The sequence below is a fragment of the Novosphingobium resinovorum genome, from assembly GCF_027922145.1.
In the GTDB taxonomy this organism is placed as follows: Bacteria; Pseudomonadota; Alphaproteobacteria; order Sphingomonadales; family Sphingomonadaceae; genus Novosphingobium; species Novosphingobium resinovorum.
In genome coordinates this window covers 230350-243849 of sequence record NZ_BSFC01000002.1, presented here as the reverse complement: position 1 = coordinate 243849, position 13500 = coordinate 230350, and the positions used below count along the sequence as shown (strand labels likewise).

The 13500-nt window shown below is 66.9% G+C and carries 14 protein-coding genes; 5 read left to right on the top strand and 9 right to left on the bottom strand.

Annotation, left to right across the window (positions count from 1 at the left end; genetic code table 11):
* Positions 1-193: 193 nt before the first annotated feature.
* Entirely contained in the window at positions 194-1027 is an 834-nt protein-coding gene (locus PKE80_RS01330; protein ID WP_271180945.1) for an arginyltransferase, read from the bottom strand.
* A 237-nt stretch (positions 1028-1264) separates the two neighbouring features.
* Complete coding sequence (locus tag PKE80_RS01325; protein ID WP_271180944.1) at positions 1265-2521, bottom strand: threonine ammonia-lyase; 1257 nt, start codon at positions 2519-2521, stop codon at positions 1265-1267.
* Between the two features lie 104 nt (positions 2522-2625).
* Between PKE80_RS01325 and PKE80_RS01320 the strand changes: the two genes are divergently transcribed.
* The 3 genes from PKE80_RS01320 to PKE80_RS01310 all read left to right on the top strand — a co-directional run bounded on the left by PKE80_RS01320 (position 2626) and on the right by PKE80_RS01310 (position 5847).
* Positions 2626-3561: an NAD(P)-dependent oxidoreductase gene (locus PKE80_RS01320; RefSeq protein WP_069708942.1), complete on the top strand. Its 936-nt coding sequence runs from the start codon at positions 2626-2628 to the stop codon at positions 3559-3561.
* A complete protein-coding gene (locus PKE80_RS01315) occupies positions 3558-5249 on the top strand; it encodes an amidohydrolase (RefSeq protein ID WP_271180943.1) in 1692 nt (563 codons plus the stop codon). Before PKE80_RS01320 ends, PKE80_RS01315 begins: the two co-directional genes overlap by 4 nt.
* Before the next feature lie 268 nt (positions 5250-5517).
* A complete protein-coding gene (locus tag PKE80_RS01310) occupies positions 5518-5847 on the top strand; it encodes a GIY-YIG nuclease family protein (RefSeq protein ID WP_271180942.1) in 330 nt (109 codons plus the stop codon).
* A gap of 102 nt (positions 5848-5949) precedes the next feature.
* Here the strand turns inward: PKE80_RS01310 and tatC are convergent, their stop codons facing one another.
* The 6 genes from tatC to nagZ all read right to left on the bottom strand — a co-directional run bounded on the left by tatC (position 5950) and on the right by nagZ (position 10136).
* The gene (gene tatC, locus PKE80_RS01305) at positions 5950-6780 is read right to left on the bottom strand and encodes a twin-arginine translocase subunit TatC (protein ID WP_271180941.1); all 831 of its coding nucleotides are present in this window, start codon (positions 6778-6780) and stop codon (positions 5950-5952) included.
* Between the two features lie 155 nt (positions 6781-6935).
* Entirely contained in the window at positions 6936-7322 is a 387-nt protein-coding gene (tatB, locus tag PKE80_RS01300; RefSeq protein ID WP_271180940.1) for a Sec-independent protein translocase protein TatB, read from the bottom strand.
* Between the two features lie 20 nt (positions 7323-7342).
* Positions 7343-7585: a twin-arginine translocase TatA/TatE family subunit gene (locus PKE80_RS01295; RefSeq protein ID WP_008829337.1), complete on the bottom strand. Its 243-nt coding sequence runs from the start codon at positions 7583-7585 to the stop codon at positions 7343-7345.
* A gap of 109 nt (positions 7586-7694) precedes the next feature.
* Positions 7695-8324: an SMC-Scp complex subunit ScpB gene (scpB, locus tag PKE80_RS01290; protein WP_271180939.1), complete on the bottom strand. Its 630-nt coding sequence runs from the start codon at positions 8322-8324 to the stop codon at positions 7695-7697.
* A complete protein-coding gene (locus PKE80_RS01285) occupies positions 8321-9124 on the bottom strand; it encodes a segregation and condensation protein A (protein WP_069708938.1) in 804 nt (267 codons plus the stop codon). The genes scpB and PKE80_RS01285 overlap by 4 nt, the downstream gene beginning before the upstream one ends.
* Before the next feature lies 1 nt (position 9125).
* Complete coding sequence (gene nagZ / locus PKE80_RS01280; RefSeq protein ID WP_271180938.1) at positions 9126-10136, bottom strand: beta-N-acetylhexosaminidase; 1011 nt, start codon at positions 10134-10136, stop codon at positions 9126-9128.
* A 266-nt stretch (positions 10137-10402) separates the two neighbouring features.
* On the opposite strand from nagZ, the gene PKE80_RS01275 reads away from it, so the two are divergent.
* Entirely contained in the window at positions 10403-10804 is a 402-nt protein-coding gene (locus PKE80_RS01275; RefSeq protein WP_008829333.1) for a metallopeptidase family protein, read from the top strand.
* Between the two features lie 68 nt (positions 10805-10872).
* Positions 10873-12633 carry a bifunctional metallophosphatase/5'-nucleotidase gene (locus PKE80_RS01270; protein WP_271180937.1) on the top strand — a complete coding sequence of 587 codons (1761 nt, stop codon included), beginning with the start codon at positions 10873-10875 and terminating at the stop codon, positions 12631-12633.
* A gap of 133 nt (positions 12634-12766) precedes the next feature.
* Here PKE80_RS01270 and PKE80_RS01265 read toward each other — a convergent pair whose 3' ends face one another.
* The gene (locus tag PKE80_RS01265; protein WP_271180936.1) at positions 12767-13438 is read right to left on the bottom strand and encodes a glutathione S-transferase family protein; all 672 of its coding nucleotides are present in this window, start codon (positions 13436-13438) and stop codon (positions 12767-12769) included.
* Positions 13439-13500: the final 62 nt, after the last annotated feature.

Sequence of the window (13500 nt, the reverse complement as noted above, 5' to 3'; positions counted from 1 at the left end):
CTATCGGCCATTCTGACTTACCAAGTCTTGAATAACTTAGACCTCAGATCACAACGCGACGCTTCCTTGTAACAAAATTTTCTGAAGAAGCTTTCGGAAGATATCTATTCATACCTGAAATTCCGAATCCACCGGTTTCCCACCATATGCCCGACAATAGTGGTCAATCAGCCGTGCGTGACCAGCTTGCCCCTCACCCCTTGGTGACAGAGGGCATCCCGTCCTTGGGACCGGTCGCGGCGGCGTCGCAACGGGGGGTTGAGACGGCTGCGGCGATCAGGCGGTCGTGTTCAGCGGTGTCGATGCGTTCCCACCCGGCGCGGCCGAGTTTCTCCATCGGGCGGTAACGCACCTTGTATTGCATGCGGGCCGAACCCTCAACCCAATAGCCGAGGTAGACGAAGCCCAGGCCCATGTCCTGCGAGCGGCGAATGTGGTCGAGGATGATGTAGTTGCCCAGCCCTTGCCGCTCGCTATCGGGATCGTAGAACGAGTAGATCATCGACAGGCCGTCGCACTGGCGGTCGGTCAGGCAGGCGCCGACGAGGCGGCCCGGCACGACGCCGTCGATCGAGGGTTCGCGGTATTCGATGACGTAGCTGGTGACGGGCGTGTGCTCCACCATGTCGGCGAAATCGACCTCGTCCATCGTCGTCATGCCGCCTTCGGGATGACGAACCGAGAGATAGCGCTGGAGCAGTTCGAACTGCTCGCTGGTGGACCAGGGGCGGCAGACGGTGGCGACGAGATCCGAATGCGCCTCCAGCGTGCGCTTCTGCGTGCGCGAGGCGCGGAATTCGGAGGCGACCACGCGCACCGAGACGCAGGCGTTGCAGTCGATGCAGGAGGGGCGATAGGCGACAGTCTGGCTGCGACGGAAGCCGATGCGACCCAGCGCATCGTTCAACGAATCGGCGTGCGGTCCCTTGAGTTCGGTGAATACCTTCCGCTCGCTACGGCCCGGCAGGTACGGGCACGGAGCCGGGCTCGTCACGAAGAAGCGGGGAAATCGAACGGGAGCCGTCACCTAACTGGATCTTCCTCTAGCGTTGCGGCCGGCCTTATGTCCGTCTGCTTTCCCAAATATGCATAGCGCTGCAGCGTCTTGCGAGTCTTTTAACCACAAAAACCGACCGGTCTGCGGTGAAATCGCGCCGGACTGGCGGTATCGGCCCATCGCCGTACCAATTCGGGGCGATGGGTCGATGTAATCGTTACCTCGAACGATATACCTCGATATCGCCCAAGGCCAGCCTCTTTCGAATCAGTCGGTCTCGACCAGCTTCACTTCGTAGCCTTCGCGGCGCAACCCGGCGATCAGCGCCTGCAGCTGCTCCTTGTCGCGCGCCTCGCACTCGATCTCGGTGACGAGACCCTTGGCGGGCAAGTGCGTGAAGATGCGCTGGTGGAAGACTTCGATGATGTTGACGTTGTGTTCGTGGAAGATCTTGGCGACCTTGAACAGCGCGCCGGCGCGATCCTGCAGGCCGATCTTGAGGCGGGCGAGGCGGCCCGAGCGGGCGAGGTCGCGCAGCAGCACGTTCGCCAGCAGGCGGGTGTCGATGTTGCCGCCCGACAGCACGAGGCCGACCTTGCGGCCGACGAAAAGCTCGCGGTTGTTGATCACGGCGGCAAGGCCCGATGCGCCCGCGCCTTCCACCAGCGTCTTCTCGATCTGCAGCAGCAGCGCCAGCGCGCTCTCGATCTGCGATTCGCTGACCAGCAGGAACTCGTCGAGCAGCGAGCGCAGCACCTTCGAGGTCATCAGCCCCGGCGCGATCACCGCGATGCCTTCGGCCAGGGTATCGCCGCCGATCGGCAGGCTGGTGCCCTTGAGCAGATTGTACATCGAGGGATAGAGCTGCGCCTCGACGCCGATCAGGCGGATTCCCGGATTGATGTCGCGCGCCACGGTGCCCATGCCGGTGGACAGGCCGCCGCCGCCGACCGGAAGGACGAGCGTGTCGAGGTCAGGCACGTCCTCCAGCATTTCCAGCGCGACGGTGCCCTGTCCGGCGGCGACGTGCGGGTCGTCGAAGGGGTGGACGAACGTAAGGCCCAGCTGGCCCTCCAGCTTGCGGGCGTGGGCATAGGCCTCGTCGAAGCTCTCGCCTTCGAGCACGACCTTGCCGCCCACGCTCTCGGTCTGCATGACCTTCACCGTCGGCGTGGTCTTGGGCATGACGATGGTGACGGGCACGCCAAGGCGGGTGCCGTGGTAGCTCAGGCCCTGCGCGTGGTTGCCGGCCGAGGCGGCGATGACGCCGCGCGCCTTCTGCTCCTCGGTCAGCAGCAGCAGCGCGTTGAGCGCGCCGCGCTCCTTGTAGGCGGCGGTGAACTGCAGGTTCTCGAACTTGAGCCAGATGTCGGCGCCGGTGATCGCGCTCAGCGTGGAGCTGTAGAGCGTCGGCGTGCGCACGACCTTGCCCGAAATTCGCATCCCCGCCGCGCGTACGTCGGCTGCGGTCAGCGGGGCGTCTTCGAGGCCCGCGGGAGCGGTGTTGAGCAAAGTCTGGTCCATAGACCCGCGCGCCTACCGGAAACGGCGACGGATGGAAAGCAAAGTCGGCCCATGACGGTGCCTATGGCGGTTTGCTTTTGGCCAAAAGGCGCTAAGAACGGGCCATGACCGAAGAGACCGCCTCCGAAGCCCCCGCCGCCCCGGCCGTACCCCCGCGCAAGGTCTCGATGATCGGCCTCGGCACCATGGGCGGCGCGATCGCGCGGCACATCGCGCAGGCCGGGCACGAACTGACGATCTACAACCGCACGCCCGAGCGCGCACGCAAGTGGCGCGACGCCAACCCCGGCCTCGCTCACCGCATCGCCGCCAACCCGGCCCACGCGGCGCAGGACGCTGATGTGGTGATCACCTGCGTCGGCAACGACGACGACCTTGCCGACGTCGTGCTCGGCCCCAACGGGGTGTTCCGCATGCTCAAGCGCGGCGGCACCTTCATCGACCACACCACCGTCTCGGCGCGCATCGCCCGCCAGATCTCGGTCGAGGCGCGCGACCTCAAGATCCACTGCGTCGACGCGCCGATGACCGGATCGCAGATCGGCGCGGAGAACGGCACCCTCACCCTGATGTGCGGCGGGCGCGACGATGCGCTCGAAGCCGCACGGCCGATCATGGAGAGCTACTCCAGCCGCATCGTCCACGTCGGCAAGGCGGGCTCGGGCCAGATCGCCAAGATGGCCAATCAGATCTGCATCGCCGGCAACGTCGCGGCTTTGGCAGAGGCGGTGCGCTTCGCGCAGGCCTCGCACCTCGACATGGACAAAGTCTACGAGGCGATCTCGGGCGGCGCCGCGCAGTCCTGGCAGATGGACAACCGCTGGAAGACCATGGACGCGGGCGAATTCGACTTCGGCCTCGCGATCGACTGGATGCGCAAGGATCTGGGCCTCAGCCTTGAGGAAGGCCGGGGCCTGGGCGTCTCGCTGCCGGTGGCGGCGCTGGTCGATCAGTTCTTCTCCGACGTGCAGGCCACGGGCGGCGGGCGGCTCGATACGAGCGCCATCATCAAGCGGCTCCCCCAGAAGGGTAAATCGTGAAGTCATGGATTGCGGCAGCGGCCACGCTGCTTTCGGGTACGGTGCTGGCAACTCCCGCCGTCGCCGATGTGCTGGTGGACAACGTCGAGGGCGTCACCCCTGACGGCAAGGGCGGCGTGGAGCGCTTCGAGGGCTTCCTGATCGACCCGCAGGGCAAGATCGCCCAAGTCTTCCACAAGGGCGACAAGCGACCCAAGAAGGTGGACTACAAGGTCGATGGCAAGGGCCGCATCCTCGTGCCCGGCATGATCGATGCGCATGGCCACGTCATGGCGACCGGCTTCGCGAAGATGACGCTGGACCTGTCGATGGCGAAGTCGCTCGACGAGGCCCTTTCGCGCATCGCCGCATGGACCGCCGCGCATCCCGAGGCGCCGTGGATCCTCGGCGGCGGCTGGAACCAGGCGAGCTGGGGGCTGGACCGCATGCCGACCGCCGCCGAACTCGACACGGTGACCGGCGGCAAGCCCGCCTGGCTCACCCGCATCGACGGGCACGCGGGCTGGGCCAACTCCGCCGCGCTGGCCGCTGCGGGCGTGACCGCCAGCACCGCCGATCCGGCAGGCGGCGAAGTGCTGCGCGTCGCGGGGTCGAAGGCCCCGGCGGGCGTGCTGGTCGACGCCGCCACCGCGCTCGTCGAGAAGAAGCGCCCCAAGCCCCGCCCCGAGGATGCCGACACCGCCTTCGGCGAGGCGCAGTTGCAGTTCCTGGCGGCGGGCGTCACCACCGTGGCGGACATGGGCACCTCGATCGAGGACTGGCAGACCTTCCGCCGCGCCTCCGACAAGCACCAGCTGCGCATGCGCGTGGTCGCCTACGCGGGCGGCATCGAAGCGATGACGCTGATCGGCGGCCCCGGCCCCACACCGTGGATCGACGACGACCGGCTCAAGATGAACGGCGTGAAGCTCTACCTCGACGGCGCGCTGGGTTCGCGCGGGGCGTGGCTCAAGGCGCCTTATGCCGACGATGCCGCCACCAAGGGCCTGCCGCAGATGAGCCAGACCCAGCTCGGCAACCTGATGAGCCGCGCGGCGATGGACGGCTTCCAGGTCGCGGTCCACGCCATCGGCGATGAGGCCAACGCCACCGTGCTCGATTCGATCGAGGAACTGTCGCAGACCTACAAGGGCGACCGCCGCTGGCGCATCGAGCATGCGCAAGTGGTCGATCCCGCCGACATCCCGCGCTTCGGCCGTAACGGCGTGATCGCCAGCATGCAGCCGCAGCACGAAGCCTCCGACCGCGTCATGGCCGAGGCGCGCCTCGGCCCGCAGCGGCTGGCGGGCGCCTATGCATGGAAGTCGATCGCGGCGACGGGCGCGAAGCTGGCCTTCGGCTCCGACACGCCCGTAGAGCCCGCGCATCCCTTCGAGGGCCTCGCGGTGGCGATCAGCCGCACCGGTGCGGACGGCCAGCCCACCGGCGGCTGGCAGCCGCAGGAAGTGCTGACCCGCGAGGCGGCGCTGGGCGCCTACACCACGGGCGCGGCCTACTCACTGTTCGCCGAGGACCGCCTCGGCCGCATCGCGCCGGGCATGCGCGCGGACTTCCTGTTCGTGGACGAAGACCCGATGACCGCCGAACCGCAGGCGCTGCGCGGCACGCATGTGCTGGAAACGTGGATCGGCGGCAGGCTGGCATGGTCGGCGGCGCAGGACGGCGGCAAGGCGGGGGTGCGGCGGTAAGCGCACTGCTTTCGCCCTACACCGCTCATGCTGAGCCCGTCGAAGCACGGGAACCTCGCGCCCAGCCTCGGGGCCTTCGACAAGCTCAGGCTGAGCGGGGTTGGTAGGTTGCTTTCCTGACCGCGCCATTGCCGAGGATTAACCCCAATCCGCTCGGGCCGAGCGGGACGACGAGGTTGCTTTTCGGACCGCCCCTTGCCGAGTTTTAACCCCAACCCGCTCAGGCTGAGCTTGTCGAAGCCCGCCCGCAACGCCAGACCCTCAGTCCATGGCGTTCCACACATACATCCTGCGCTGCCGCGACGGATCGTATTACGTGGGCCACACCGATGACCTCGAACGCCGCATCGCGCAGCATCGGACCGGCGCCCTCGGCGGATACACAGCAAGCCGCCTGCCCGTGACATTCCTCTGGGCGCAGGATTTCCAGACTCGCGACGATGCCTTCGCCGCAGAACGCAAGCTCAAGGGCTGGGGCCGCGCCAAGAAGGAAGCGATGATGGCGGGAGACTGGTCGCTGGTCAGCGAACTGGCGCGGAACGGGAAAGCCCGCGCGGGGATCGCCTCGCCGCCGGGGGCTTCGACAGGCTCAGCCTGACCCTTCGACAAGCTCAGGGTGAGCGGAGGTAGCGCAAAAATCCCAACCCCGCTCAGGCTGAGCCTGTCGAAGCCCGCACGCGGCGCCGGACCTTATCAGCCCTTACTCCGCCGCAGCGTGTCCGGCAGCCTTGGCGGCTTCCTCGACGGCCTTTTCCTCGCGCGCGCGGTCTTTCGCGTCGCGGCGCTCGGTGAACCACATCAGCACCAGCGTGCCTTCCCACAGCAGCAGCAACGGCACCGCCAGCAGCAGCTGCGAGACGACGTCGGGCGGGGTCGCCACGGCGGCGACGATGAAGATGCCGACGATCGCATAGCGCCGCGCGCCCACGCACTGCGCGCGCGTGACCATCCCCGCACGGTTGAGCAGCATCAGCAGCACCGGCAGCAGGAAGCTGATCCCGAAGGCCAGGATGAACTGCATCACCAGCGCGAGGTAATCCCCCGTGCCCGGCAGCGCCTCCAGCTTGAGCCCGCCCTTTTGTCCCTCGAACGTGAGGAAGAAGTGGAACGCCGTGGGCATCACCACGTAGTAGGCCAGCGCCGCGCCCATCGTGAACAGCACCGGCGTCGCGATCAGGAACGGCAGGAACGCCTTCTTTTCCTTCGCGTAGAGGCCGGGGGCGACGAACTGCCAGATCTGGTTGGCGATCACCGGGAAGCTGACGAAGAAGGCCGCGAACATCGCGATCTTCACCTCGACGAAGAAGGCTTCGTAGAGCTTGGTATAGATCAGCTTGCCTTGTCCGGGCGGGAACGCCTCGGTCAGCGGGCGGACGAGGAAGGCAAAGATGTCGCCCGCGAAGTAGAAGCACACCGCGAAGGCCAGCGCGAAGGCCATGAAGGCCCGCAGCAGGCGGCCCCGAAGCTCGATCAGGTGATCGAGCAGCGGCGCCTGGGTGTCGTCGATGTCGGAAATGCGGAAGGGCTGCATTTATTTCGGCCTCAGGCCAGAGTGCGAGGCGGGAGGGCCTGACCCCAAATCGTCATTGCGAGCGTAGCGAAGCAATCCAGGACGGTCTTCGTGGCCCTGGATTGCTTCGCTACGCTCGCAATGACGAAGGTGATTGGAACTCATGTCATTTCGCCTCAGGGCGGCGGCGGGGGTAAGTGGAATTCAGCCTGCTTCGGCGCTTCGGCCTTGGGCGTTTCCGTGTCACCAGCCACGGCAACCTCCGCAACTGGCTCCGAAAAGGCGGGCGCCTTCATGTCGTCGGCAGAAGGGTTCATCGAGGGGAGCTGCGGGCTCGCCTTCATGATGGCCTCGTTCTGCTCGCGCCACTTGCGCTCCATTTCCTCCAGTTCGGCCTCACGCACCATGGCGTCGATGCCGGACCGGAAGTGGTTCGACATCTTGCGCATCTTGCCGATCCAGCGGCCAGCCGTGCGCAGCGCCATCGGCATGTCCTTGGGACCGATGACGACGACCGCCACGATGACGATCATCAACAGTTCGGATGCACCGACGTCGAACATCCCCGATCAGCCCCGAGCGCTCAGGCCTGTTCGTTCTTCACTTCGGTCGCGGTCGGCGCCGGATCGGCCTTCTGCGACGAGATCTGGGCGGCGGGAGCCGAGGCTTCCTGGGCCTTCTTGGCCTCTTCCTCGTTCATGCCGTCCTTGAAGCTCTTGATGCCCTTGCCGAAGTCACCCATGATTTCCGAAACGCGGCCGCGTCCGAACAGCACGAGCACGATCACGAGAACGATCAGCCAGTGCCAGATCGAGAAGCTACCCATAACCTCAACTCCAAAAGCGCGGTCGATTCCGACCGGTCATAGGGGGCATGTAGGCGCTTTGATGCCAAGTTGCCAGCCCGTCATGGTTATGTCCTTCACCGGTCGCACGTCAGTCATCTTCGGAATCCGCGTTGTCCGGTATGCGAGGATTCTTGCTGCCCAGCGCCGTCTCGATCATGTCTTCGTCAACCGGGTCGAGCAGGCCCGCCGCGCGCAATTCGTCGATGCCCGGCAGTTCCTTCAGCGAGCCCAGCCCGAAGTGGTCGAGGAACGCTGGCGTCGTCGCGTAGATCACCGGCCGCCCCGGCACCTCGCGGCGACCGGCGACGCGCACCCAGCCCGCCTCCATCAGCACGTCGAGCGTACCCTTGGCGGTCTGGACGCCGCGGATCGCCTCGATCTCGGCACGGCTGACGGGTTCGTGGTAGGCGACGATCGCCAGCACCTCGGTGGCGGCGCGGCTGAGGCGGCGCACGTCCTCCTTCTCACGCCGGAGCAGGTGCGCGAGATCGGGCGCGGTCTCGAAATGCCAGCGCCCGCCGCGCTCGACGAGGTGGATGCCGCGTCGCTCATAATGGCGCTGCAGATCGGCGAGCGCAGGGCGGACCTCGCCGCCCTTCTCGCCGAAACCGAGGTGGAGCGCGACCTGATCCGCGGTAAGCGGTTCGGTGGAGGCGAAGAGGGTCGCCTCCACGGCACGCAACACGTCGTCGGGCGCGTTTTGGACGTCTTGTGTCACGTTTGGGTGCCTTTGAGTGCCCTTAGGCGCAGGGGGCCATACGTCTCGTCCTGCGCCAGTTCGGCCTTGCCGGTACGGGCCAGTTCGAGCGCCGCGACGAAGCTCGAAGCCAGCGCGGAACGGCGCAATTGCGGGCTTTCCCAGCTGCCATGCGCTGCCGGAAGGAAGTCGCGCAGTTCCATCCAGTCGATCGCCACGCCGAGCATCGAGGCGACCCGGGCGATCGCGGTGTCGAGCGTCATCACCATCCGCTCGCGCACCATGTGCACTACCGGCTGCGAACGGATTTTCACGTCGCCATAAGCCCTTACGAGGTCGAACCACTCGACCTGCCAGCGCGACTTGCGATCGACGCGCAATCCCTCGGGAGCACCCCGTTCGAACACATCGCGCCCCAGCCGGTCGCGTCCCATCAGCCGCGCCGCAGCCTCGCGCATCGCACCCAAGCGCTGCAGGCGCATCTGCAGGCGCAGGGCCATTTCCTCGGGGCTCGGGTCCTCCTGCTCGTCGCGCGGCAGCAGCAGCGCGGACTTCAGGTAAGCCAGCCACGCCGCCATCACGAGGTAATCGGCCGCCAGTTCCAGCCGCAGCGCCTCGGCCTCCTCGATATAGGTCAGGTAAGCGTCGACCAGTTCGAGGATCGAGATGCGCAGCAGATCGACCTTCTGCCGCCGCGCGAGGTCGAGCAGCAGATCGAGCGGCCCTTCCCAGCCGTCGATCTCGAGGTACAGCTTGTCGGCCTGAGCGCCCTGGCGGTCCTCGCCGTCCCAGTCGTCGAAGAGGCCGGGATTACTGGCCACGTCAGGCCGCCCGCAGCGCCAGCAGGGCGTCGCGCTTCGCCAGCAGTTCGGCGTGATCGGCCGCTGTCGCGGGGCCGGTTCCGGCCAGCGCATGGTCGAGACGGGCGGCGGTTTCCTCGGCCATGACCGGCAGGGCCTTGGCGATGCCGACCATGTCGTCCATCTTCGCCCAGCAGTTGAGCGCGATGTCGCAGCCCGCCGCGATCGCCTGCGCCGCCAGTTCCGGCACGCTGCCGGAAAGGGCCTGCATATCGAGATCGTCGGTCAGCAGCAGACCCGAAAAACCGATGGTCTTGCGGATGATCTCGCCGATCACGAAAGGCGAGAGGGTGCCAGGGTTCTCGGCATCCCACGCGGTGTAGCGCACGTGTGCGGTCATCCCGATCGGCGCCTTGGCCAGCGCGCGGAACGGGGCGAGGTCGAGTTCCAGTTCCTCGGCGGAGGCAGTGACGGTGGGCAATTCCTTGTGGCTGTCCGCCATCGCGCGGCCGTGGCCGGGGATGTGCTTGATGCAGCCCGCGACGCCCGAGCGCGCGAAGCCGTCGAGGATCGCGCGGCCCAGCGCCGCCACCCGCATCGGCTCGGCACCCAGCGCGCGGTCGCCGATAACGTCGTGCGCGCCCGGCTGGCGCACGTCGAGCGAGGGGTGGCAGTCCACGCTGACGCCGACTTCGGCAAGGTCAAGGCCGAGCGCCTGCGCGTTCACCCGCGCCGCCTCGATGGCGCTGGCGGGGGCAAGGTCGTAGAGCCGGTCGAACGCCTCGCCGGGCGGATAGGCGCTCCAGGTCGGCGGCTTCATTCGGGCGACGCGGCCGCCTTCCTGGTCGATGCAGACGAACAGATGCTCGCGCCCGTGGATGGAGCGCAGTTCGTCGGTCAAGGCGCGGACTTGCGCACGGCTTTCGACGTTGCGGCCGAACAGGATGTAGCCCGCCGGATCGGCGTCGCGGAAGAAGGCGCGTTCGTCGTCGCCGAGGGTCAGGCCGGAGAGGCCGAAGATTGCCGGAACCATGCGTGTTTTGGTCGCAGAATGGCGGCGGTTTCGCAAGAATGGGGGACGATGCGGGTGTGGATGGTGTGATGCCCACCCCGTTCGGCTAGGCGGTAAACCGCCAAGCCTGCCGGCCCTCCCGCCTGCGGGAGGGCGATCCTGTGTTGCTCCCCTCCCGCCTGCGGGAGGGCGATCCTGTGTTGCTCCCCTCCCGCCTGCGGGAGGGCGATCCTGTGTTGCTCCCCTCCCGCTTGCGGGAGGGGCCGGGGGTGGGCATACCTCCACCCATGACCCGCACATTCGGCCCTCCCCCCTCCGCCGCCGAGTTCGAGCGCCTCGCCCACGCCGCCTTCGCGCGGATTCCTGCGCCCTTCGCGCAACACCTCGACGGGATCACCGTCCACATCGAGGAATTCGCGGACGAGGAAACGCTGGGCGCCATGGGCATCGAGGATGCCTGGGAACTGACCGGACTCTATCACGGCCGGTCGATGGACACCGATTCGGTGTGGATCTCGGGCGAATTCCCGCCGCGCATCACGCTCTATCGCCAGCCCCTTCTCGCCGAATGGTGCGAGACCGAGGTGGATCTGGAAGACCTCGTCGCGCATGTGGTGATCCACGAGGTAGGCCACCATTTCGGCCTGTCCGACGACGCCATGCATGCGCTGGAGGATCAGGTGCGCTGACAATTCGCACAGGCCATCAGCGAAATTGGCCCTTGGCCCGTCATATTGCAGTGCGATAGAGCCGGGTCATGACTTCCCCCCGTCTACGCGCTCTGCCGCTCCTCGCTCTCGCTTTCACCGCTGCCTGCGCTGCACCGCAGGCAACCCGCCCGGGAGCGCCCGTCACGGCGACCACCCCGGTGGAAGTGGGCATCATCGCCATCAACGACTTCCACGGCGCGCTCGAACCGCCCAAGGCCTCGGTCGAGGCCCCCGGCCCTGATGGCAAGACGGTTAACGTGCCCGCAGGCGGCGGCGCGTGGCTGGCATCGGCGGTCGATTCGCTCAAGGCCGAACACCCGAACAACGTCGTCGTCGCGGCGGGCGACCTCACCAGCGCCTCGCAGCTGGCCTCCTCGCTCCACCTCGACGAACCGGCGGTCGGCGTGATGAACCGTATCGGGCTGGAGTTCAACGCGGTCGGCAATCACGAGTTCGACCGCGGCTGGAAGGAACTCCAGCGCCTCCAGAACGGCGGCTGCGAGAAGAACACGCGCCTGCAGCCCTGCCAGCTCGAGCAGTTCAAGGGCGCCAGCTACAAGTATCTCTCCGCCGCGACCTACAGGGACGACGGCACGACGCTGTTCCCCGCCACCGGCCTGAAGACCTTCGGTGAGGGCGCGAGCAAAGTGACCATCGGCTTCGTCGGCCTTTCGCTCAAGTCGATCCCCACGCTCGTCCAGCCCGACATGGTCAAGGGACTGACCTTCGGTGACGAGGCCGAGGCGATCAACAAGGCGATTCCCGTGCTCAAGGCCGAGGGCGCCGACGCCGTCGTCGTGCTGATCCACCAGGGCGGCAAGACGGCTGCCAAGGACCCCAATTCGTGCGAGGGCTTCGCGGGCGACATCCAGCCGATCCTCGACAAGCTGAACCCCGGCGTCGATCTCGTCGTCTCGGGGCACACGCACTGGCAGTACGTGTGCCAGTACGGCCAGTCGGGCGACGGCTCGCCGATCCTGCTGACCAGCGCGGGCGTCTACGGCAAGCTGGTGACCGACATCACCCTCACCATCGACCCCGCCAGCCACAAGGTCATCGCCAAGAAGGCCCGCAACGTGATCGTCCAGTCGCCGGGCTACACCAGCGGCCGGGGCGACGTGCCGAATACCACCGCCTACCCGCAGTTCCAGCCGCGTGCGGACGTGGCCGATTATGTCGCGGGCTACGTGAAGGATGCGGCAGGGCTGATCCAGCGCCCCGTCGGCAAGATGTCAGGCCCGGCGGCGAAGGGCAGCAGCGAGAGCGCCAGCGGCGGCGACCTCGGCAACCTGGTTGCCGATTCGCAGCTCGCGGGCACCCGGGCTGCGGGCGCGCAGATCGCCTTCACCAACCCCTTCGGCATCCGCGCCCCGATCGACCCGGCGCCGGACGGCACCGTCACTTTCGGGCAGGTCTACGCGACGCAGCCCTTCAACAATGAACTGGTGACGATGACGCTGACCGGCGCGCAGGTCCGCGCGGTGATCGAGGACGGGCTCGACGACGCGGGCGACAAGCAGGCGCTGGCGCCCTCGGCCGGCCTGAAGTTCTCGTACGACATGCGCCGTCCCTCGGGCAGCCGCGTGGTGTCGCTGACGCTGAACGGCAAGCCGCTCGCCCCTGCCGCGAAGTACCGCGTCACCGTGGTCAACTTCCTCGCCGAAGGCGGCGACGGCTTCGCGACCTTCAAGCAGGGCACCGAGATCACGCGCGGCATGATCGACAACGAGGCGTTCCAGCAGTGGCTCGCCGCCGTGCCGGTGCGTCAGGTGCCCAAGGAAGAGCGCACCGTTCGCCTCGACAAGTAACCTCATCGTCATCCCCGCGAAGGCGGGGACCCATCTGATGCCGGTGCAACAGGCTCAGTCAGGAAATGGGTTCCCGCCTTCGCGGGAATGACGGCGGTGGAATTGAAGGCAATCGTCTGCGTGGCAGTTCCGCTCAGGCGTCCACTTCAGCGTAGTGGCTGGGCGGCTGGATCACTTCCATGCGCTCCGACAGCAGCGGCCGGAACGAGGGCCGCGACTTCATCACCAGATACCAGCCGCGCGCCTGCTCGTGGCTCGACCAGTCGAGGCCGCCGAGATAGTCCGCCACCGACAGCTGCGCCGCCGCCGCGAGGTCCGCCAGCGTCATCGTCGCGCCGGCAAGCCAGGGCCGGTTGTCGATCAGGTAGTCGATGTAGTCGATGTAGTCGTGCGCCAGCTTCATCGATTCGCGCAACGCCTTGGCATCGGGCGCCTGGCGGAACACGAGGCGCTTCTTCATCCGCTCCAGCAGCAGCGGGCCGGAAACGTCGTTGTAGAAGTTCTCGTCGAACATCGCGATCAGGCGGCGGATCTCGGCCCGCTGCTGGGGGGTGCCGCTGATCAGCGGATAGCGATCCACCGTCTCCTCGAAGTATTCGCAGATCGCGCGACTGTCCGACAGCACGAGGCCCTTGTCGGTTTCACGGATCACCGGCGTGCGTCCGGCCGGGTTCATCGCGAAGAGGCGATCCTCGCCTTCCCACGGTCGCGCGGTCTGGAGTTCGTACGCGATGCCCTTTTCTGCCATGAGCAGCCGGACCTTGCGACTGAAGGGGCAGAGCGGGAACTGATAGATGTGCCACATGGCGATCCGGAATGCCGAAAGGGCACGGCCCCGTCCATTTCACGGAGGCGGGAATCAGGTGG

Bases quoted from the DNA above. Each gene is read 5' to 3' on its own strand.
- nagZ (WP_271180938.1), bottom strand. From the start codon at position 10,136: ATGGTTCCGGCAATCTTCGGCCTCTCCGGCCTGACCCTCGGCGACGAC.
- PKE80_RS01320 (WP_069708942.1), top strand. From the start codon at position 2,626: ATGACCGAAGAGACCGCCTCCGAAGCCCCCGCCGCCCCGGCCGTACCC.
- PKE80_RS01275 (WP_008829333.1), top strand. From the start codon at position 10,403: ATGACCCGCACATTCGGCCCTCCCCCCTCCGCCGCCGAGTTCGAGCGC.
- PKE80_RS01325 (WP_271180944.1), bottom strand. From the start codon at position 2,521: ATGGACCAGACTTTGCTCAACACCGCTCCCGCGGGCCTCGAAGACGCC.
- PKE80_RS01265 (WP_271180936.1), bottom strand. From the start codon at position 13,438: ATGTGGCACATCTATCAGTTCCCGCTCTGCCCCTTCAGTCGCAAGGTC.
- tatC (WP_271180941.1), bottom strand. From the start codon at position 6,780: ATGCAGCCCTTCCGCATTTCCGACATCGACGACACCCAGGCGCCGCTG.
- tatB (WP_271180940.1), bottom strand. From the start codon at position 7,322: ATGTTCGACGTCGGTGCATCCGAACTGTTGATGATCGTCATCGTGGCG.
- PKE80_RS01295 (WP_008829337.1), bottom strand. From the start codon at position 7,585: ATGGGTAGCTTCTCGATCTGGCACTGGCTGATCGTTCTCGTGATCGTG.
- PKE80_RS01270 (WP_271180937.1), top strand. From the start codon at position 10,873: ATGACTTCCCCCCGTCTACGCGCTCTGCCGCTCCTCGCTCTCGCTTTC.
- PKE80_RS01310 (WP_271180942.1), top strand. From the start codon at position 5,518: ATGGCGTTCCACACATACATCCTGCGCTGCCGCGACGGATCGTATTAC.